This is a genomic window from Streptomyces sp. CHD11 (assembly GCF_018638295.1).
Lineage (GTDB): Bacteria > Actinomycetota > Actinomycetes > Streptomycetales > Streptomycetaceae > Streptomyces.
In genome coordinates, this window is sequence record NZ_JABTTS010000018.1 from 12741 (window position 1) to 32300 (window position 19560).

Here is a 19560-nt window from a genome sequence, read left to right on the forward strand (position 1 = left end):
TGGATCCGAGGGTTCCTTATGCGGCCTTCATCGTGTTACAACTGGTCTACACCACTCAGTGGTGTAGACCACGCGCACGGGCTTCCCGCCGCGCGTCCCGGGACGCCGCCGTCCTCTTCTGTCCCTGGCGGCGCCTTGCCCACTGGAGGAAGACGATGACCACGGCGAGCACGGCAACCGCCGAGAAGAAGAAGGGCGCCGGGGCGATGGCCGTCCTGCAGCGTATCGGCCGCAGCCTCATGCTGCCGGTCGCGGTGCTGCCCGCGGCCGCCCTTCTCGTGCGCCTCGGGAACACGGACATGCTGGGGCGCGAATCGTTCCCCGGCTTCATCACCAAGATCGCCGGCTTCATGGCGGCCGGCGGCAACGCGATCCTCGACAACATGGCGCTGCTGTTCGCCGTGGGCATCGCGATCGGCTTCGCGAAGAAGTCGGACGGCTCGACGGCGCTCGCGGCCGTGGTCGGCTACCTGGTCTTCAGGGAGGTCCTCGGCACCTTCACCGACGGCAGCCTGCCGAAGGAGGAGGCCATCGTCGACGGCAAGATCGTGATGGTCGAGCAGGCGGTGGACGCCAAGGTGCTCGGCGGTGTGGTCATGGGCCTGGTCGTCGCCCTGCTCTACCAGCGCTTCTACCGCACCAAGCTGCCCGACTGGGCGGGCTTCTTCGGCGGCCGCCGCCTGGTCCCGATCCTGTCGGCGTTCGCCGGTCTGTTCATCGGCATCGTCTTCGGCTACATCTGGCCGGTGCTCGGCACGGGTCTGCACAACTTCGGTGAGTGGCTGGTCGGCTCCGGCGCCGTGGGCGCGGGCATCTTCGGTGTCGCCAACCGTGCCCTGATCCCGGTCGGCATGCACCACCTGCTGAACTCCTTCCCCTGGTTCCAGGCGGGCGAGTACGAGGGCAAGAGCGGTGACATCGCCCGCTTCCTCGCCGGTGACCCGAGCGCCGGCCAGTTCATGACCGGCTTCTTCCCGATCATGATGTTCGCGCTGCCCGCCGCCTGCCTGGCCATCGTGCACTGCGCCCGCCCCGAGCGCCGCAAGGTCGTCGGCGGCATGATGTTCTCCCTGGCGCTGACCTCGTTCGTCACCGGTGTCACGGAGCCCATCGAGTTCACCTTCATGTTCATCGCACCGGTCCTGTACGCGATCCACGCGGTGCTCACCGGTGTCTCGATGGCGCTGACCTGGGCGCTGGGGATGAGGGACGGCTTCGGCTTCTCGGCCGGCGCGGTCGACTTCGGCCTGAACCTCGGCATCGCGACCAACCCATGGGGCCTGGCCCTGGTCGGCCTCTGCTTCGCGGCGGTCTACTACGTGGTCTTCCGCTTCGCGATCACCAAGTTCAACCTTCCGACCCCCGGTCGGGAGTCGGACGAGGAGCTGGCCGAGATGGCGAAGGCCGAGGCCAAGTAGGACCTGACCGCACGGAACGCCGAATGCCCCCGACCGCTGAGCGGTCGGGGGCATTCGGCGTTGCTGCCGGGCGTGGAACCGCGCGGGGACGTCAGATCTCGTACGTCGTCCCCGGCGCCGCCAGTCCCACCGGGCCGGCGTAGACGCCGCGGGCGTCGGTGAGGTTGATCTGCGGGTCGGTCCACGGGGGGATGTGGGTGAGGATCAGGCGGCGGGCGCCCGCGCGGGCCGCCGTCTCACCCGCCTCGCGGCCGTTGAGGTGCAGATCGGGGATGTTCTCCTTGCCGTGCGTGAAGGCGGCCTCGCACAGGAAGAGGTCGGCGTCGCGGGCGAGGTCGTCGAGGGCGGGGCTGACTCCCGTGTCGCCGGAGTAGGTCAGTGTCCGCCCGCCGTGCTCGATGCGGATGCCGTACGCCTCGACCGGGTGCGCGACGCGCTCGGTGTGGACGAGGAACGGGCCGATCTCGAAGGTGGACGGCTTGACCGTGTGGAAGTCGAAGACCTCGCTCATGGAGGAGGCCGAGGGGGTGTCCGCGTAGGCGGTGGTCAGCCGGTGCTCGGTGCCCTCGGGCCCGTAGACGGGAAGGGGGTCGCAGCGGCCGTCGTGCCGGTAGTACCGCGCGACGAAGTAGCCGCACATGTCGATGCAGTGGTCGGCGTGCAGATGGCTGAGGAAGATCGCGTCGAGGTCGTAGAGACCGCAGTGGCGCTGCAGCTCGCCCAGGGCGCCGTTGCCCATGTCGAGGAGCAGCCGGAAGCCGTCGGCCTCGACGAGGTAGCTCGAGCAGGCCGATTCCGCGGACGGGAACGACCCCGAGCAGCCGACGACGGTGAGCTTCATGAAGCAGAAACCTCCGCTGGCGGGGGTGGGGAGACGGGGGTCGTGCGGTTCGTCGAGCGTAAGGCGCGAAACCTGTGGTCGCTCCTCCGCCAGGGGCCGTTGTGGGCGAACTCACCTGTGCTGTCACCGGTTCGGCTGGATGCGGCGCACGCCGGGACGGGAGGGGCGCGCGGTGGTGGCTCGCGCCGGTACGGTCTGGGCATGGACACGGCTTGGTGGCTCGCGCTCGCCGCGGTGGTACTGCTCGCGTTGGTCACCGCGCTCGTCGACGGGTGGGGGCGGGGGCATCGGCCGCGGCGGCGGCGCGGGGGTGGTGGCGCCGGGGGTGGTGGCGCCGGGGGTGGTGGCGCCGGGGGTGGTGGCGCCGGGGGTGGTGCTGACGGCTCCGGGAACGGGGGCGGGCCGCGGAACGGGGGCGGGTGACGGGGCAGGTCTTTCGCCCCCGCCGCCCCTTCCCGTCCCGTCCCGGGGCTCCGCCCCGGACCCCGCTCCTCAAACGCCGGAGAGGCTTGAAGGGCGGCCGGAGAGGCTTGCAGGGCGGGAGAGGCTTGCAGGGGGCCGGACAGGCTTGCAGGGGCCGGACAGGCTGGAAGGGGCGGGAGGAGGCTTGAAGAGGCGGGAGGAGAGGCTGGACGGGCCGGAGAAGCCGGAAGGGCCGGAGAAGTCGTTCTCCGGCCCTTTGTGGTGCGGGGCGTGTCAGGCCCAGAGCTGGCCCTGGAGTGCGTCGATGGCCTCTTCGGTCGTCGCGGCCGTGTAGACGCCGGTCGAGAGGTACTTCCAGCCGCCGTCGGCGACGACGAAGACCACGTCGGCGGACTCCCCCGCCTTCTGTGCCTTCTTCGCGACGCCGATCGCGGCGTGCAGGGCGGCCCCGGTGGAGACGCCGGCGAAGATGCCCTCCTGCTGGAGGAGTTCCCGGGTGCGGGTGACGGCGTCGGCGGAGCCGACGGAGAAGCGGGTGGTGAGGACGGAGGCGTCGTAGAGCTCGGGGACGAAGCCCTCGTCGAGGTTGCGCAGGCCGTAGACGAGGTCGTCGTAGCGCGGCTCGGCGGCGACGATCCTGACGTCGGGCTTGTTCTCGCGCAGATAGCGGCCGACGCCCATCAGGGTGCCGGTGGTGCCGAGTCCGGCCACGAAGTGGGTGAGGGAGGGCAGGTCGGCGAGGATCTCGGGGCCGGTGGTCGCGTAGTGGGCGCCGGCGTTGTCCGGGTTGCCGTACTGGTAGAGCATCACCCAGTCCGGGTGCTCGGCGGAGAGTTCCTTGGCGACCCGGACGGCGGTGTTGGAGCCGCCGGCGGCCGGGGAGGGGATGATCTCCGCACCCCACATGGCGAGCAGCTCACGGCGTTCCCGCGAGGTGTTCTCGGGCATCACGCAGACCATGCGGTAGCCCTTGAGCCGGGCGGCCATGGCGAGCGAGATGCCGGTGTTGCCGCTGGTCGGCTCGAGGATCGTGCAGCCGGGGGTGAGCCGGCCGTCCTTCTCCGCCTGTTCGATCATGAACAGGGCGGGGCGGTCCTTGATGGAGCCGGTGGGGTTGCGGTCCTCGAGCTTCGCCCAGACGCTGACGTCGGCGGACGGCGAGAGCCGCGGCAGGCGCACCAGGGGGGTGTTGCCCACCGCGGCCAGCGGGGAGTCGTAACGCATCGCCGATCAGGCCATACCACCGGCGACCGCCGGCAGGATCGTGATGCTGTCCCCGTCGGACAGCTTGGTGTTGATGCCGTCGAGGAAGCGGACGTCCTCGTCGTTGAGGTAGACGTTCACGAAGCGGCGCAGCTGGTCGCCGTCGACGATGCGGGCCTGGATGCCGGTGTGCCGGGTCTCGAGGTCGGCGAAGAGCTCGGCGAGGGTGTTCCCGGTGCCCTCCACCGCCTTCCGGCCGTCGGTGTACTGGCGGAGGATGGTCGGGATGCGGACCTCGATGGCCATGGCTGAGGGCTCCTGTCGGAAGGGTCTGTCGTCGGTCGTCATGTTCGGGAGAACGCGCGGCGGCACGCGTCGGCCCGCCGCGGCTCTCGGCCGTTCGGCGGCAGCGGGGATCAACAGATGGCGCTGTTCAGCCGGCACAGGTCGACGTGCAGCCGCGCCACGAGCAGGGCGCCCGGCGCTGTTTCGCTCACGTCGAGGAGAACCATGGGGTCATCGTATCGATTCCCGGACGGGCTTCCGGAGTGTGATCTCACCTCTCGGACACTTCCCTTCCGCGATACGGGACGAGGCCCGGCCGTGGCGCGTCAGTACGCCTCGACGACCTTGACCTCCTCCTCGGTGATCTCGCCCTCCAGGATGCGGAACGAGCGGAACTGGAACTCGCCGGCGTCGTCGGTGTCGGCTGTGGAGACCAGGACGTAGTGGGCGCCGGGTTCGTTCGCGTAGGTGACGTCGGTGCGGGAGGGGTAGGCCTCGGTCGCGGTGTGGGAGTGGTAGATGATCACCGGCTCCTCGTCCCGGTCGTCCATGTCCCGGTAGAGCTTCAGCAGGTCCTGGGAGTCGAACTCGTAGAAGGTGGGCGAGCGGGCCGCGTTCAGCATGGGGATGAAGCGCTCGGGGCGGCCGGAGCCCACCGGGCCCGCCACCACGCCGCACGCCTCGTCGGGGTGGTCCTCGCGGGCGTGCGCCACGATCCGGTCGTACAGGGCCTGGGTAAGGGTCAGCATGGGGCTCAGGATAAGCAGACGGGCCGTCCCGTACCGAAGAGTGGTACGGAACGGCCCGTATGCCGGACGCCTTGAGCGGACGGCCGCGGGGAGCGCCACGAGTGCCCTCCGCGGCCGGCGTCCTGGAGGGGACGGGGCGCGGCCCTGTCCCGGTGGATCAGACCGACTTGGTGACCGGGGCCTCGGGCGTCCCGGGCGTCTCGGCCGTGGTGTCCGCCGGTTCGCCGCTGTTGCGGCGGCGGACGTACTCCAGGAAGGTGTTGAGCTCCCGCTTGACCACGGGGGCCAGCAGGTAGAGGCCGATGATGTTGAACACCGCGAGCAGGAAGAGCGCGGAGTCGGCGAGGCTGATCAGCGAGTCGAGGGAGAGCAGAGAGCCCGCGACCACGAACACGCTCCAGATCACCTTGAACGTCATCTCGCTGGTCCGGCTGCGGCCGAACAGGTACGACCACGACTTGAGGCCGTAGTAGCCCCAGGTGAGGATCGTCGAGAAGGCGAACAGGAGCACCGCGATGGTCAGCAGGTGCGGGAACCAGGGCAGGACGGTCTCGAAGGCGTCGGAGGTGATGGTGACGCCGCCGATGCTCTCGCCCTCGCGCGCCTCGCCCCAGCTGGCGGGGTCGGCGATGACGATGGTCAGCGCGGTCATGGTGCAGACGATGACCGTGTCGATGAACGGCTCGAGCAGGGCGACCAGGCCCTCGCTCGCGGGGTGCTTGGTCTTGACCGCGGAGTGGGCGATGGGCGCGGAGCCGATGCCTGCCTCGTTGGAGAAGGCGGCGCGCTGGAAGCCGACGATCAGGGCGCCGATGACGCCGCCGACGACGCCGTCCGCCTGGAAGGCACCCTCGAAGATGGTGCCGATGGCGTCCGGAACGGCGGTGATGTTCGCCAGGATGACGATCAGGCAGGCCACGACGTACATGAGCGCCATGGAGGGGACCAGCCGGCTGGTGACGGACGCGATGGAGCGGATGCCGCCGAGCAGCACGAGGCCGACCAGGGAGGCGACGACCAGTCCGAAGAGCACGGCGCCGGCGGAGGAGGCCATGAAGCCGTCCTCGCCGCCGAAGGTCGAGGAGACCTGGGCGTAGCTCTGGTTGGTCTGGAAGAGGTTGCCGCCGAACAGACCGAAGAAGAGGATCATGGCGGACGCCAGAACGGCGAGCACCTTGCCGAACGTGGCTCCGGCGCTGCCGAAGCGCTCGGCGAGGCCCTTGGGCAGGTAGTGCATGGGGCCACCGGACACGGTGCCGTCGGGGTGCACCTCGCGGTACTTCACACCGAGGGTGACCTCGACGAACTTGGTGGCCATGCCGAGCAGGCCGCACAGGATCATCCAGAAGGTGGCGCCCGCGCCGCCGATGGAGACGGCGACGGCCACACCGGCGATGTTGCCGAGGCCGACGGTGCCGGAGACGGCGGCGGTCAGGGCCTGGAAGTGGGTGACCTCGCCGGGGGCGTCAGGCTCGTCGTATTTACCCCGTACCACGTCGTAGGCGAGTTTGATCTTGCGTGCCTGGACCAGACCGAACCAGCTGGTGAAGACCAGACCGGCGATCACGAGCCAGGCGACGATGAGCGGAAGCTCGGCGTCGCCGACCGGGACGGTGTAGAAGACGAAGTCGCCGACTTTGGTCGCGACAGGGTCGAAGAAATCACTTACGGCGTCGTCGATGTTTTGGGTGATGGAGTCGAGTGACATCGAACTTCCTCGGGCGCGGGGACGAGCTGGCGTGCGCAGCAGAGCGGGTGCGGCGTGGGGGGTCCACGTCCCGTTCGGCGACGGCGGTGGGGCGGCGGCCCGTGAACGGGGGCGTCGCCCTGTGGTCGTGCTGGTCTACGCCGGCGGTGACCGGCTTTTTGGCTCACAGCCGCGAGCGGGCCGCAAGCGAGTTGCCGATTCTTACCACGCCGTTTGCTTGATCTCGAGTGACCCAGATCACAGAAAACCGCCCTTACGCGGCAAAACCGCAGGGGCGGTGACGGGATCGTTATCCGGACTTGAGGTTCCCCTGAGCGAACACGGCGGGGAACCTATATGGATGCATAGGGCATCTTTACGGCATGAGCGTCGCGACGAGCGTCTCCTGGAGTCCGCCGAGCCACAAGTAGGCCATCACCATCGGCTTGCGCGGGTCCTCGTCGGGGAGGTGGAAGAGGAGGTCGCTGTCGTCCTCGTCGCCGATCTCCAGCCGGGAGCCGATCGCGAGGCGCAGGTCGTTCAGCGCGCCCAGCCACCGGCGGGACTCGGCCGGCGACAGCTCGAGCACCGTGCGGCCCTCGCCGGCCGGGAGGAGCCCGTCCAGGGAGCGGATCACCGCCAGGGCGTTGTCGCGCTTGCCGGCCCGCAGGTCGTTCTCGGTGTAGCGGCGGAACTCGGCGGAGTACTCACGGTCCTCCTCGGCCTCCCGGGCCCGCGGGGTGCTCCCGGGGTCGCCGTAGGCGTCGGGGAAGAGACGGCGCAGCACCGGGTCGGAGGGCGGTTCGCTCGGGCCCTCGGCGAAGAGCTCGGCGAGCGGGTCGCCGGAGGCGTCCTCGGCGGGCCCGGGGCCGATGAGTTCCATCATCTGTACGGCCAGGGACCGGATGATGGAGATCTCGACGGCGTCGAGGGCGACGGCCGCGCCGCCGCCGGGGAGCGGTTCGAAGGTTCCTGGCATGGAGGCGATCGCTACTTCCGGTCCTGCGGACGGGGACGGTTCATGTCCGGCTCGGTCACTTCCGGTCGTGCTGGAGGGTCGCCCACAGTCCGTAGCCGTGCATGGCCTGGACATCGCGTTCCATCTCCTCGCGCGTACCGCTGGAGACGACCGCCCGGCCCTTGTGGTGGACGTCCATCATGAGCTTGGTGGCCTTGTCCTTGGAGTAGCCGAAGTACGTCTGGAAGACATACGTCACATAGCTCATGAGGTTGACCGGGTCGTTGTGGACGATGGTGACCCAGGGAACGTCGGGCTCGGGTACGGCGAAGGCCTCCTCCGCCGACTCGGTGCGTTCGATCTCCATGGGTGCGGGTGACGTCACACTGCCCATGCTGCCACCGCAGGGGGGTGGTCGCACAAACCGGCCCGCTGTTCCGGTCCTCCTGCCGGGTCACGGACCGGACCGCGACCCAAATCGTCAAACTGACGAAATGGGGGTAGCATCCTTCGTATGAACACAGCGGATCTCGGGCTGCCGGTGGAGGTTCCCTCGACGGCGCTCTTCACGGACCAGTACGAACTGACGATGCTGCAGGCCGCGCTGAAGGCCGGTACGGCCGGGCGGCACAGCGTGTTCGAGGCCTTCACCCGGCGGTTGCCGGACGGCCGCCGCTACGGCGTGGTGGCCGGCACCGGACGGGTCCTGGACGCGGTGGAGAACTTCCGCTTCGACGCCGATGTGCTGCGCTTCCTCGGCGAGAAGGGGATCGTCGACGAACCGACCCTGGACTGGCTGGGCGACTACCGCTTCTCCGGCGACATCTGGGGTTACCCCGAGGGCGAGGTGTACTTCCCGGGCTCGCCGATCCTGCGGGTCGAGGGCAGCTTCGCCGAGTGCGTCCTGCTGGAGACCGTGATCCTCTCGATCCTCAACCACGACTCGGCGATCGCCGCGGCCGCCTCCCGGATGGCGTCGGCCGCCGGGGAACGGCCGCTGGTCGAGATGGGCGCCCGGCGCACCCACGAACTGGCCGCGGTGGCCGCCTCCCGGGCCGCCTACCTCGGCGGCTTCACCTCCACCTCCGACCTGGCGGCCGGCTTCCGCTACAACATCCCGACCGTGGGCACCTCCGCCCACGCCTTCACCCTGCTGCACGACAGCGAGCGGGACGCCTTCCGCGCCCAGGTGGACTCCCTGGGCCGCGGTACGACCCTGCTGGTGGACACCTACGACGTGTCCGAGGCGGTCCGCACGGCCGTCGAGATCGCCGGGCCCGAGCTGGGCGCCGTCCGCATCGACTCCGGCGACCTGCTGCTGGTCGCGCACCGGGTGCGGCAGCAGCTGGACGAGCTGGGCGCCACCGGAACCCGGATCCTGGTCACCTCCGACCTGGACGAGTACGCCATCGCCTCGCTGGCGGCGGCGCCGGTGGACGCGTACGGGGTGGGGACGCAGCTGGTGACCGGCTCCGGGCACCCGACGGCCTCCATGGTCTACAAGCTGGTCGCCCGCGCCGAGTCCGCCGACCCGGCCGCCCCGCTGGTACCGGTGGCGAAGAGGTCCACCGGCGGCAAGACCTCCATCGGCGGCCGCAAGTGGGCGGCGCGGCGGCTGGACACGGACGGCGTCGCCGAGGCCGAGGTCATCGGGACCGGCGAGGTGCCGGACGCGCTGGCCGACCGGCAGCTCCTGGTACCGCTGGTCAAGGGCGGCGAGGTGATCGTCCGTGAGCCCCTGGACGTGGTCCGCGACCGCCACGCGGCCGCGCGGGCGGGGCTGCCGCTGTCCGCTACGCAGCTCTCACGGGGGGAACCCGTGATTCCGACGGAGTACGTGCACGAGGGCTCGGGTAGCTAGAGGCGGTGCCCCTTGCCGCGCCCCTGTCCGTGCCACGCTCCCTTCAATAGGCTCGGGGATCCATCCGGCCGGGACTGTCTCCCCACCCGGCCCACTCATCGAAGGACACCGTCATGCGCCGCGCACTGATCGTCGTCGACGTGCAGAACGACTTCTGCGAGGGGGGCAGTCTCGCCGTGTCCGGCGGCGCGGACGTGGCCGCCGCCATCACCGAGCTGATCGGCCAGGCCGGCTCGGCCGGCGGCTACCAGCACGTGGTGGCCACCCGGGACCACCACATCGCGCCCGGCGGGCACTTCGCCGACAACCCCGACTTCGTGCACTCCTGGCCCGCGCACTGTGTCGCGGGGACGGAGGGGGTCGGGTTCCACCCGAACTTCGCGCCCGCGGTGACGTCCGGGGCGATCGACGCGGTGTTCGACAAGGGGGCGTACTCGGCCGCCTACAGCGGGTTCGAGGGGGCGGACGAGAACGGGACGCCGCTGGCGGAGTGGTTGCGGGAGCGGGAGGTCTCGGAGGTGGACGTGGTGGGCATCGCCACGGATCACTGTGTGCGGGCCACCGCGCTGGACGCGGCGAAGGAGGGGCTCCGGGCGCGGGTGCTGCTGGGGCTGACGGCGGGGGTGTCGGCGCCGACGACGGAGCGTGCGCTGGAGGAGCTGCGGGGGGCTGGGGTGGAGCTGTCGGGGGAGCCCGTGGTGCGGTGAGGTTCCGCCGGCCGCTGCCGGCCGGGCCGGGGGTGGGGTTCGGCCGGCTGCGGCCGGCCGGGCCGGGGGTGGGGGGTTCGGCCGGCCGGGTGCCGCCGCGCCCGCCCTCCCATCCCATCGCCCTGGGGGTGCCTCCCGGTGCCTCCCAGGCCCTTTGGGCACTGGGGGAGGCACGATCGCCCACAGCTCCGCGGGCCGGGTGGGATCAGGCCGGGGCCGGGGGGCGGTTGAGGAGGGCCTTGATGGGGTGCCAGAGCTCTACCGTCAGGGGAGTGGTCTCGGGGGTGGTGCGCCATATGAGGCCGTCGGGGTGGTGCAGGACCGCCGTGATCTCGTCCGGGGTCGGGGGCGCGGCGTTGCCCCGCAGGTAGATCGCCCGCAGGCCCAGGTTGCGCAGCCTGGTCAGGGCGCGTGCGCGGTTCTGGGCGTGGACGAGGACGCGGACTCCGGCCGGTGCGTCGGCGGCGGGGCTGGGCAGGTTCATCGCCACCACCACCGTGCCGTTCGGCAGTTTGCAGAAACCTCCTGCGGCCATGTGGTCATACCCCCGTGTCAGCCGGTGTCAATAAGAGCGTCACAGGAGGCACCTAAACACGGATCGGCGGCGACCCGCCAGGGGGTCACCGCCGATCACGCTCTGACCTGGGCAGACGCTATTTACCTGCCTGCGGCACCGACCTCGAGCTCGATGGTCGAGCCGTTCTTGGCCTCCTTGAGGATCTTGATCTTCGTGTTGGTGTCAGTGATCTTGACGCCGGCGGTCGGGTTCGACTCGTCGTAGTAGGTGTGGGTGCGGTCGTTGAAGACCGACACGCCCTTCGACGACGGGATCCACTTCGCCACGTCCGCGTTGTGCAGCATCATGCCGTCGGTGCGGAACTTGCTGAAGGTCGCGTCGTAGGTCTGGATGCGGTTGCGCATCAGCGTGCCGTCGGACCACTTCAGCGCGGTCGGGTGGGAGTCGACCGGGAGGAGCAGACCCGTGCCCGGGTGCCGGCTGGTGTTGTTGTCCTGCTGGGAGGTGTCCCACTTCCAGATCAGCAGGCCGTTCTGGTAGGCGAAGTGCTCCACCCAGTCCGGACGGCTGTTCGCGAAGCCGAAGTTGTACGGACCGACCTTCAGCGTCTTGTCGTACGACACGTACTGCCGGTTCTCGGCGATGTAGTACTGCGCGTAGTCCTTGGTGAAGGACGCCCCGATACGGGAGAAGCCCTTCGCCGTCCAGGCGTCGTCGGCGCTCTCGGCGTCGTCCGTGAAGAGCGCGGTACCGTCCGCCGTCACCGTGATGCCGTCGGCCGCGAAGCCCTTGAGGGCCACACCGCCGTCGGTCTGGTAGCGGAAGCGCAGGTCGATCTTCTGGCCCGCGTAGGCGTCCAGCGAGTATGCCAGCTTCTTGTAGCTGTCGACCGTGCCGTGCAGGGCGGGCTTGTCGCTGCCGTCGCGCGGGATCGGCTGGCCGTCCACCGTGCCGTCCAGGGCGGTCCAGTTGGCGCCGCCGTCGGTCGACGCCTCGGCGTAGAGGAAGTCGTAGTCGGCCTCGATCTCGTACCAGCCGTCGAGGGTCAGCTCGGCCGATTCCTTACCGCTGAGGTCGACGCCGCGCGTCAGCGTGTTCCTGAGGTCGTCGCCGCTGCCGCTCCACCACTGGGTCTGCCCCTCGGCCGGCTCGACGACCTCGGTGGTGACGGCCTTCTCGGGCAGCGTCACGACCAGCGCCTGCTTGTGCTTGGTGTTGTACTCGGCGACACCGAGCTTGTGCCAGGAGCTGACCCCGGCCTTGGCGGTGTCGTAGTTCAGCCAGCCGAGCTGGAGCTTGTCCCAGGCGGTCATGTCGCCGGGCAGGTTGCCGATCTCCTTCTTGCCGGTGCCGAGCCAGGAACCGGAGGACATCAGCGTCCAGAAGCCGGTGGAGTTCTCGCCGCCCTGGGTGTCGTAGTGGTCCGGCAGGCCGAGGTCGTGGCCGTACTCGTGGGCGAAGACGCCGAGTCCGCCGTTCTCGGGCTGGATGGTGTAGTCGCCGACCCAGATGCCGGTGTCGCCGATCTGGGTGCCGCCGAGCTTGTTGTTCTCGGGGCCGGTGGCGCCGGCGTCGGTGCCGAAGGCGTACCAGCGGTGGGCCCAGATGGCGTCCTCGCCCTGGGCGCCGCCGCCCGCGGACTCGTCCTCGCCGGCGTGCACGATCTGGAAGTGGTCGATGTAGCCGTCGGGCTCGTTGAAGTCGCCGTCGCCGTCGAAGTCGTAGCGGTCCCACTCGTCGTACTGGGAGAGCTGGGTCTTGATCTGGGCGTCGGTCTTGCCGGCGGCCTTCTGGTCCTCGGCCCAGGCGGTCACGCCGTCCTGCACCGCGTACCAGGCGCAGTTGTCGGGGACGCACTTGTTGGAGCCGTAACGGGCCTCGTTGTAGGGCACCTTCACCCAGTCGGAGACCTCGCCGTCGACCGAGTAGCGGCCGGAGGACTGCTTCTCGAAGTACGTCTTGACCGAGTCGACGCCCTTGCCGGACCCGAAGTACAGGTCCTCGAAGTGCTGCTGGTCGTAGTCCTCCTGCCAGGCCGTGGAGTTGTCGACCTTGCGGTCCGGCTTGGCGATCTGGTTGTGCAGCGGACCCGGGGTGCCGCCGTAGCGGCTGTCGATCTGGTCCCCGAACTCGACCAGGATCGTGAAGATCTTGTCGGTCTTCTCGCGGCCGAGCTCGACGTACTTGGCGTCGCCCTTCTTGCTCTTCAACTGGACGACCTTCGAACCATTACGGTCCTTGACCGAGGTCTCACCGGATATGACCTGGTTGAGCGCCTCCTCGCGCTGGGCCGCCTGCGTCTTGGAGAGCGGACCGTCGAGGTCGTGGTCGACGTGGTGGTTCTCCGCCGGGTCGTGCCGGTCCACGGCGCTGGGACGGTCGGCCTTGCCTGCCGTGTCGGCCGTGTCGGCCTGGGCCACGGTGAACGCAGAGCAGGTGGCGGTAACCGCCGCGAGCGCCACACCTGTCGCGGCCGCTCTGAACGTCCAGGTTCTACTGGTCACTTGATATCCCCTCCCGCGTACGTGCGCGCGGTCGAAGGGGGTTCCCTGGTGGAAGGTCCCGCAGCGCACGCGATCAACGCGTGTAGTCAAGTGACGACATTTGACTAGAGGTTCGGCAGAAAAAACAGACCTTGACTTGAACAGATCAAGTGCACTATGCGGAGCCCGGGTTCGCGTTCCGGACACACCCGCGCGAATCGAACAGGCGCGCGCGACCGGTCATATGCGGGGGGCCATGACTCCGTGCGCCCCCTGTGCATCGGCCCTGTCGGTTAGGTCACGCTTACTGTCCGTTCCGCTCGGGCACGCTCGCGGTTAGAGTCGCTTGGCGGAACGCCCTGAACCGGTGGAAAGCCAGGCCGACAGCCCCCGACTTCCGAGGACACGATGGCCATGCCCCGTCCTACTGTCGCATCGCTCGCTTACGGTTCGTGCACCGTGATCTTCTCGACCTTCGCCATGCTGCTGTTGTCCGGGACGAGTTCGGGCGTGGGTATCGCGGTGGTCGCGGTGTCGGCGCTCGCCCTCGGACTGCTGGTGGCCATGACCGTGCCGCGCCCCGCGCCCCGGCGGCTCGTGGCGGTGGCACGGCCCGCGGTCCCGGAGCCGGTGCGGGCCACCGTCCCCTCCCCGCTGCGGGAGCCGGCCCGCGAGCCGGTGCGGGAACGGGCGGCGTCCTGACCGTCATCCCGTACTGACCACCACGGTCCTGGCCGCCTTGTCGTGCAGGCCCTGTTTGTAGGGCCGGTCGAAGAAGCTCCAGCCACCCGAGATCGCGGTCCAGATACAGGCGCAGCAGAACGCGAACGGCAGCCACAGCACGGCGGCGCGGGTCAGCGCGGTCTGTGTGGAGGGGTTCGAGCCGTCGGCGAGGTCGGCCACCCTCAGATGCAGCCACTTCTTGCCCAGGGTCTGGCCGGAGCGGGCGGTCATGAGGGTGTCGTAGGCGATGTAGAGCACGGCGGCGATGACGGACTGCGCGAAGCCGTTGCCGACGTTGACGTCGTTTCCGTCGATGTTGTACTCGTTGACGCCGAACGGCCAGGTGAGCAGCACGACGACGATGCCGACGAGGATCATGTCGATGATGCGGGCGAGTGTGCGCCTGCCGCTGTCGGCGAGCGGGGGCATGCCGGCGAGGGGGTCGGAGGGACCGGGGGTGCCTCCGTAGGGGCCGCCGGGGCCCGCGCCGTACGGGCCGCCGCCTCCGCCCGCGCCGTACGGGCCGCCGCCGCCGCCCGCGCCTGTGCCGTAGGGGTCGCCTGGGGGAGGGCCGCCGCCGTACGGGGAGCCGGGCCCCGGGCCTCCGGGGCTGCCCGGCGGGGGGTGCTTCTTGAACGGGTCGTCGTCCGGCGGCTGCTGACCGGAGCCGGGGGGCGGTTCGGTGGTCATGCACCCGAGTCGACCGCGAACCCCCCGGCCCCGCATCCGGCGAGCCGCCGTCCGGAGTAGGAGGACCGGCGGTGCGGGTACCGCCGGTGAGGCTCAGCCCGCGACGAAGGTGTGCGCGGCCTTGTCGTGCCAGCACTGCCGCCAGGGCTTGTCGAAGAGGCACCACAGGATGCCGACGACACCGACGACGAGCAGCCCGGGGACGCTGAAGATCAGCCAGCGGCGCAGGGCGGCGCCGAAGGCCGGGGCGTCATGGCCCTCGATGTCCCGTACGTCCAGGCCCAGCAGCTTCTTGCCCAGGGTGCGCCCCCACCTGACGGTGGGCAGCACCTCGTAGAGGACCCCGGCCAGGAGCAGGACGGCGAGGACGATGCCGAGATGGACCGAGGTGGTGCCGTCGAGCAGCCAGACCGTGACCGTCTCGCCGGACAGCTTGGCGGCTTCGATCTTCGCGTCGATGTGGTCCATGGCCCTGATGCCGAGCGGGACACCGGCCGCCGCGGTGACGGCGCCGAGCACGAGCGTGTCCAGCAGCCGGGCGGCCAGCCGCCTGCCGAGCGGGGCGGGGCGGGCCTCGGCCTGACGGCGGGCGGCGGCCTGGAACGGGTCGTCGACCGGCGGCTTCCACGGCGCGACCGGCGGCTCCTCGCCACCGGCGAGCCGGTGCACCTGCTGGGCCCAGGAGGACTGGCCACCGCCCACGCCGCTCGACAGGGGCCCGGGTCCGGAAGCGGCCGGGACGGGAGCCTCCGGGGCGGCGGGTACAGCCGGCGCGGCGGGCTGGACCGGGGCGGCGGGCCGCGGCGGCACGGCCGCGGCGGCGGCCTGCTGTGGTCCGGCCGGAGCGGCGGGGGTGGCAGGAGCGGCGGGAGGGACCGGGGCGGCGGCGCGGGCGGCCGCCGCCTTTCCGGCGCCGAAACCGGGGCGCCCGGAGGCGGCGCCCGCATCCTGGTTCCGCTCCCCCGCGCGCGGCGCGACGGCGCGGAAGGTCATCGTGCCGTCCTCCACCGCGCCGGTGTCGGCCGCCTGCCGCGGGTTCGGCGCGGGTCTGCGGAACACGAAGGTCCCGCCGCCGGCGTCCGCACCCGCCTCCGGGACGCCCGGGTCGGCGGTACCGGCCTCCGGCGCCGACGGTGCGGACGGCGCTGGTGCGGCCGGTGCGGCCGGGTGCGGCACGCGCGGGTCGGCGCCCCAGGAGACCTTGCGGTCCTGGTCGCCGCCGAAACCGGACTGGCGGGAGCGGTCGGCGCCCCAGGCCGTGGCGGGCTCGGGCCGGCTGCCGTGCTGCGCCTCGGCCGGTGACGGGGACGCGGACGGCTCGGGAGCCGGGGACGGCGCCGGGAACGCCGGTTCGTCCGCCGGGTCCTCGTCGAAGAAGTGCGGGCCCGTCTCCTCGACGGAGGGCCGCGCGGGGCCGGCGCCGGACGGCGCGGCGAGCGGTTCGCCGTCCCCGGGGGCCGGACGGCTGGTGCCCGGCACCCAGGAGGCGCCGTTCCAGTACCGGACATATCCGGGAATGGACGGGTCCGGGTAGTACCCTTCGCGGGGCCTGTCGTCACCGGGGGCCGGGGTTGGGGCACTCATTCCGTCGTCCCGTATCTGCTCGATGGGTGATGGGGGAGGACCACATCTATCAGACGGACGGGGGCCTGACCGCCTCTCCGGCCGGACCCCACTCCTTTCGGGCACCTTCTCGGTCAGAAGAGCTTGCCCGGGTTCAGAATGCCGAGCGGATCGAAGACCTTCTTGACGGACCGCTGCATCTCCAGGCCCACGGGTCCCAGTTCGCGCGCCAGCCACTCCTTCTTCAGCACACCCACGCCGTGTTCGCCGGTGATGGTGCCGCCGAGTTCCAGACCGAGCGCCATGATCTCGTCGAAGGACTCCCGGGCCCGCCGGGACTCGTCCGGGTCGGTGGCGTCGAAGCAGACCGTCGGGTGGGTGTTGCCGTCGCCGGCGTGGGCGACGACGCCGATGGTCAGCCGGTACTTCCCGGAGATCCGCTCGACGCCTTCGATGAGCTCGCCCAGCCTGGAGCGGGGCACGCAGACGTCGTCGATCATCGTGGTGCCCTTGACCGCTTCCAGCGCGACCAGGGACATCCGCCGGGCCTGGAGCAGCAGTTCGGACTCCGCGGCGTCCTCGGCCGGGACGACCCGGGTGGCGCCGGCGGCCTCGCACAGCGCGCCGACGGCGGCGAGGTCCGCCGCCGGGTCGGTGGTGTCGAAGGCGGCCAGGAGGAGCGCCTCGGTGGAGTCCGGCAGGCCCATGCGGGACATGTCGTTGACGGCCCTGACCGTCGTACGGTCCATGAGTTCGAGGAGTGAGGGGACGTGGCCTTCGGCCATGACGCGGCACACGGCGTCACAGGCGGCGGCCCCGGAGGAGAACTCGGCGGCCAGCACCAGCTGCCCGGGCGGCTTGGGCCGCAGGGCGAGGACCGCGCGGACGACGATGCCGAGGGAGCCCTCGGAGCCGACGAAGAGACGGGTCAGGTCGTATCCGGCGACGCCCTTGGCGGTGCGGCGGCCGGTGGACATCAGGCGGCCGTCGGCGAGGACGACGTCCAGTCCGAGCACGTACTCGGCCGTCACTCCGTACTTGACGCAGCACAGCCCGCCCGACGCGGTGCCGATGTTGCCCCCGATGGTGCACGTCTCCCAGCTCGAGGGGTCCGGCGGGTAGGAGAGGCCGTGCTCGCCGACGGCGCGGGAGAGCGCCGCGTTGACGACGCCGGGTTCGACGACGGCGATCCGGTCGACCGGGCTGATCTCCAGGATGCGGTCCATCCGGGTCAGGCAGAGCACGATGCAGCCGTCGGTGGCGTTGGCGGCGCCGGACAGGCCGGTACGGGCGCCCTGCGGGACGACCGGCACACGCAGGGCGGTGGCGGTGCGCATGACGTGCTGGACCTGTTCGACCGTGCGCGGCAGGACCACCGCCGCCGGGCTGCCGGCCCGGCAGAAGCTCGCCATGTCGTGGGCGTAGGAGGCCGTGATGTCGGGGTCGGTGAGGACGGCCTCTGCGGGCAGGCCGTCCAGCAGCCGGTCGACGAGCGGGCCGGCCGCGACCGTGACGTCATCGCGTGGCGTTTCGATACGGCGCATGATCACAGCGTCGCAGTCGGGACCACCGGTGTGAAGCCCGCGTACGGCAGCCGCGTCCCCTCGGGGTGTGATCGGGGTGCCTGCCCCGTGGGGAGGCACCCCGCCCCCCTGCGGGAGGACGCCTGGGCGGCCGTCCGCACGCAGGCGGGCAGCGGGGGCTGCCGGGTCACAGGTTGCCGCGCTTCTCCTGCTCGCGTTCGATCGCTTCGAACAGGGCCTTGAAGTTGCCCTTGCCGAAGCCCATCGAGCCGTGCCGTTCGATGAGTTCGAAGAACACCGTCGGGCGGTCCTGGACCGGCTTGGTGAAGATCTGCAGCAGGTACCCGTCCTCGTCCCGGTCGACGAGGATCTTCAGCTCACGCAGCGTCTCGACCGGCACCCGCGTCTCGCCGGCCCACTCGCCGAGGGTGTCGTAGTACGAGTCGGGGGTGTCCAGGAACCGCACACCGGACGCGCGCATCTGGCGGACCGTCCGCACGATGTCGTTGGTGTTGAGCGCGATGTGCTGCACGCCCGCGCCGCCGTAGAACTCCAGGTACTCGTCGATCTGGGACTTCTTCTTGGCGATGGCGGGCTCGTTGATCGGGAACTTGACCTTGAGCGTGCCGTCGGCGACCACCTTCGACATCAGCGCGCTGTACTCGGTGGCGATGTCGTCGCCCACGAACTCCTTCATGTTCGTGAAGCCCATGACCTTGTTGTAGAACGCGACCCACTCGTTCATCCGGCCGAGCTCGACATTGCCGACGCAGTGGTCGACGGCCTGGAAGGACCGGTGGGCCGGGGGCTCGACGATCGGGTCGGCGGCGACGTAACCGGGCAGGTACGGGCCGTCGTAGCCGCCGCGCTCGACCAGTGTGTGCCGGGTCCTGCCGTACGTGGCGATCGAGGCCAGGACGACGGTGCCGTGCTCGTCCTTCAGCTCGTAGGGCTCGGCGACGGAGCGGGCGCCGTGCTCGATGGCGTAGGCGTACGCGGCGCGCGCGTCCGGGACCTCGATGGCGAGGTCGACGACACCGTCGCCGTGCGCGGCCACGTGGTCGGCGAGGAAGGCGCCCCACTCGGTGGACTGCTTGATCACCGAGGTGAGGACGAAGCGGGCGGAGCCGCTCTCCAGGACGTACGCGGCGGTCTCGCGGCTGCCGTTCTCCGGTCCGGAGTAGGCGACCAGCTTCATGCCGAAGGCGGTGGAGTAGTAGTGCGCCGCCTGCTTGGCGTTGCCCACGGCGAAGACGACCGCGTCCATTCCCTTGACCGGGAAGGGGTCGGCCTGCCGGGCGGTCGCTGCGGGAGTGTGGTCTGTGGTCTGCGTCATAGGGGCAGGGTGGGCCAGCTCTGCAAGGTGCGCAATAGTTTGCCCGTTCACTGGGCAATGTGTTCAGTCGGATGCCCGACCTCTCGGGCTTTCTGTACAGGATGACCATCGGGGAGGCCGGAATGGCGATCGATCATCTGGACGGGCGGATCATCCTGCTGCTGGCGCGGGAGCCGCGGACCGGGGTGCTGGAGATGTCCCGCCGGCTCGGGGTGGCGCGCGGGACGGTGCAGGCCCGCCTCGACCGGCTTCAGTCGAACGGAGTCATCCGCGGATTCGGCCCCGAGGTGGATCCGGCGGCCCTCGGCTACCCGGTCACGGCCTTCGCCACACTGCAGATCCGGCAGGGTCAAGGGGCCGATGTACGGGCGCACTTGACGGGTGTGCCGGAGGTGCTGGAGCTGCACACCACGACCGGCACCGGGGACATGATGTGCCGGCTGGTGGCACGCTCCAACGCCGATCTTCAGCGGGTGATCGACCGCGTGGTCGGTTTTGATGGCATCGTCCGGGCCTCCACGGCGATCGTCATGGAGAATCCCGTTCCGCTGCGGATCATCCCGCTGGTGGAACAGGCCGCGCTCGGAGAGTGA

At 70.5% G+C, this 19560-nt stretch carries 19 protein-coding genes; 5 read left to right on the forward strand and 14 right to left on the reverse strand.

Features of this window, described 5'->3' with window-relative positions; translation table 11 throughout:
- The first annotated feature begins 155 nt into the window (after positions 1–155).
- On the forward strand, positions 156–1418 hold the full coding sequence (locus tag HTV45_RS19160; protein ID WP_215207034.1) for a PTS transporter subunit EIIC: 1263 nt from the start codon (positions 156–158) through the stop codon (positions 1416–1418).
- A 91-nt stretch (positions 1419–1509) separates the two neighbouring features.
- Here the strand turns inward: HTV45_RS19160 and HTV45_RS19165 are convergent, their stop codons facing one another.
- The 8 genes from HTV45_RS19165 to clpS form a co-directional block, all read right to left on the reverse strand.
- A complete protein-coding gene (locus HTV45_RS19165; protein WP_215207035.1) occupies positions 1510–2259 on the reverse strand; it encodes an MBL fold metallo-hydrolase in 750 nt (249 codons plus the stop codon).
- Positions 2260–2955: 696 nt separating this feature from the next.
- Positions 2956–3906, reverse strand: a complete 951-nt coding sequence (locus tag HTV45_RS19170; protein WP_215207036.1) for a PLP-dependent cysteine synthase family protein — start codon at positions 3904–3906, stop codon at positions 2956–2958.
- Between the two features lie 6 nt (positions 3907–3912).
- The gene (locus HTV45_RS19175) at positions 3913–4191 is read right to left on the reverse strand and encodes a MoaD/ThiS family protein (RefSeq protein WP_215207037.1); all 279 of its coding nucleotides are present in this window, start codon (positions 4189–4191) and stop codon (positions 3913–3915) included.
- A gap of 110 nt (positions 4192–4301) precedes the next feature.
- A complete protein-coding gene (locus HTV45_RS35225) occupies positions 4302–4397 on the reverse strand; it encodes a putative leader peptide (RefSeq protein ID WP_312847494.1) in 96 nt (31 codons plus the stop codon).
- 99 nt (positions 4398–4496) lie between these two features.
- The gene (locus HTV45_RS19180; protein WP_215207038.1) at positions 4497–4919 is read right to left on the reverse strand and encodes a Mov34/MPN/PAD-1 family protein; all 423 of its coding nucleotides are present in this window, start codon (positions 4917–4919) and stop codon (positions 4497–4499) included.
- 157 nt (positions 4920–5076) lie between these two features.
- Positions 5077–6627 carry a sodium:alanine symporter family protein gene (locus HTV45_RS19185; RefSeq protein WP_215207039.1) on the reverse strand — a complete coding sequence of 517 codons (1551 nt, stop codon included), beginning with the start codon at positions 6625–6627 and terminating at the stop codon, positions 5077–5079.
- Positions 6628–6982: 355 nt separating this feature from the next.
- Entirely contained in the window at positions 6983–7585 is a 603-nt protein-coding gene (locus HTV45_RS19190) for a DUF2017 domain-containing protein (RefSeq protein WP_215207040.1), read from the reverse strand.
- Between the two features lie 55 nt (positions 7586–7640).
- Positions 7641–7958: an ATP-dependent Clp protease adapter ClpS gene (gene clpS / locus HTV45_RS19195; protein ID WP_215207041.1), complete on the reverse strand. Its 318-nt coding sequence runs from the start codon at positions 7956–7958 to the stop codon at positions 7641–7643.
- Positions 7959–8078: 120 nt separating this feature from the next.
- Here clpS and HTV45_RS19200 point away from each other — a divergent pair, with 120 nt between their 5' ends.
- Complete coding sequence (locus HTV45_RS19200) at positions 8079–9425, forward strand: nicotinate phosphoribosyltransferase (RefSeq protein WP_215207042.1); 1347 nt, start codon at positions 8079–8081, stop codon at positions 9423–9425.
- Positions 9426–9538: 113 nt separating this feature from the next.
- Complete coding sequence (locus HTV45_RS19205) at positions 9539–10132, forward strand: nicotinamidase (RefSeq protein ID WP_215207043.1); 594 nt, start codon at positions 9539–9541, stop codon at positions 10130–10132.
- Between the two features lie 205 nt (positions 10133–10337).
- Here the strand turns inward: HTV45_RS19205 and HTV45_RS19210 are convergent, their stop codons facing one another.
- Positions 10338–10667 (reverse strand): hypothetical protein, encoded by a 330-nt coding sequence (locus HTV45_RS19210; RefSeq protein ID WP_215207044.1) that lies wholly within the window; start codon positions 10665–10667, stop codon positions 10338–10340.
- Between the two features lie 122 nt (positions 10668–10789).
- On the reverse strand, positions 10790–13153 hold the full coding sequence (locus tag HTV45_RS19215) for an immune inhibitor A domain-containing protein (protein ID WP_215207045.1): 2364 nt from the start codon (positions 13151–13153) through the stop codon (positions 10790–10792).
- A 387-nt stretch (positions 13154–13540) separates the two neighbouring features.
- Between HTV45_RS19215 and HTV45_RS19220 the strand changes: the two genes are divergently transcribed.
- Positions 13541–13834 carry a hypothetical protein gene (locus HTV45_RS19220; RefSeq protein ID WP_215207046.1) on the forward strand — a complete coding sequence of 98 codons (294 nt, stop codon included), beginning with the start codon at positions 13541–13543 and terminating at the stop codon, positions 13832–13834.
- A gap of 3 nt (positions 13835–13837) precedes the next feature.
- Here the strand turns inward: HTV45_RS19220 and HTV45_RS19225 are convergent, their stop codons facing one another.
- The 4 genes from HTV45_RS19225 to hppD form a co-directional block, all read right to left on the reverse strand.
- On the reverse strand, positions 13838–14545 hold the full coding sequence (locus HTV45_RS19225) for an RDD family protein (protein ID WP_215207047.1): 708 nt from the start codon (positions 14543–14545) through the stop codon (positions 13838–13840).
- A gap of 93 nt (positions 14546–14638) precedes the next feature.
- On the reverse strand, positions 14639–16129 hold the full coding sequence (locus tag HTV45_RS19230; protein WP_215207048.1) for an RDD family protein: 1491 nt from the start codon (positions 16127–16129) through the stop codon (positions 14639–14641).
- A gap of 113 nt (positions 16130–16242) precedes the next feature.
- Complete coding sequence (locus HTV45_RS19235) at positions 16243–17652, reverse strand: FAD-binding oxidoreductase (protein ID WP_215207049.1); 1410 nt, start codon at positions 17650–17652, stop codon at positions 16243–16245.
- A 166-nt stretch (positions 17653–17818) separates the two neighbouring features.
- Positions 17819–18967 (reverse strand): 4-hydroxyphenylpyruvate dioxygenase, encoded by a 1149-nt coding sequence (hppD, locus tag HTV45_RS19240; RefSeq protein WP_215207050.1) that lies wholly within the window; start codon positions 18965–18967, stop codon positions 17819–17821.
- 122 nt (positions 18968–19089) lie between these two features.
- Here hppD and HTV45_RS19245 point away from each other — a divergent pair, with 122 nt between their 5' ends.
- Positions 19090–19560 (forward strand): Lrp/AsnC family transcriptional regulator, encoded by a 471-nt coding sequence (locus HTV45_RS19245; protein ID WP_215207051.1) that lies wholly within the window; start codon positions 19090–19092, stop codon positions 19558–19560.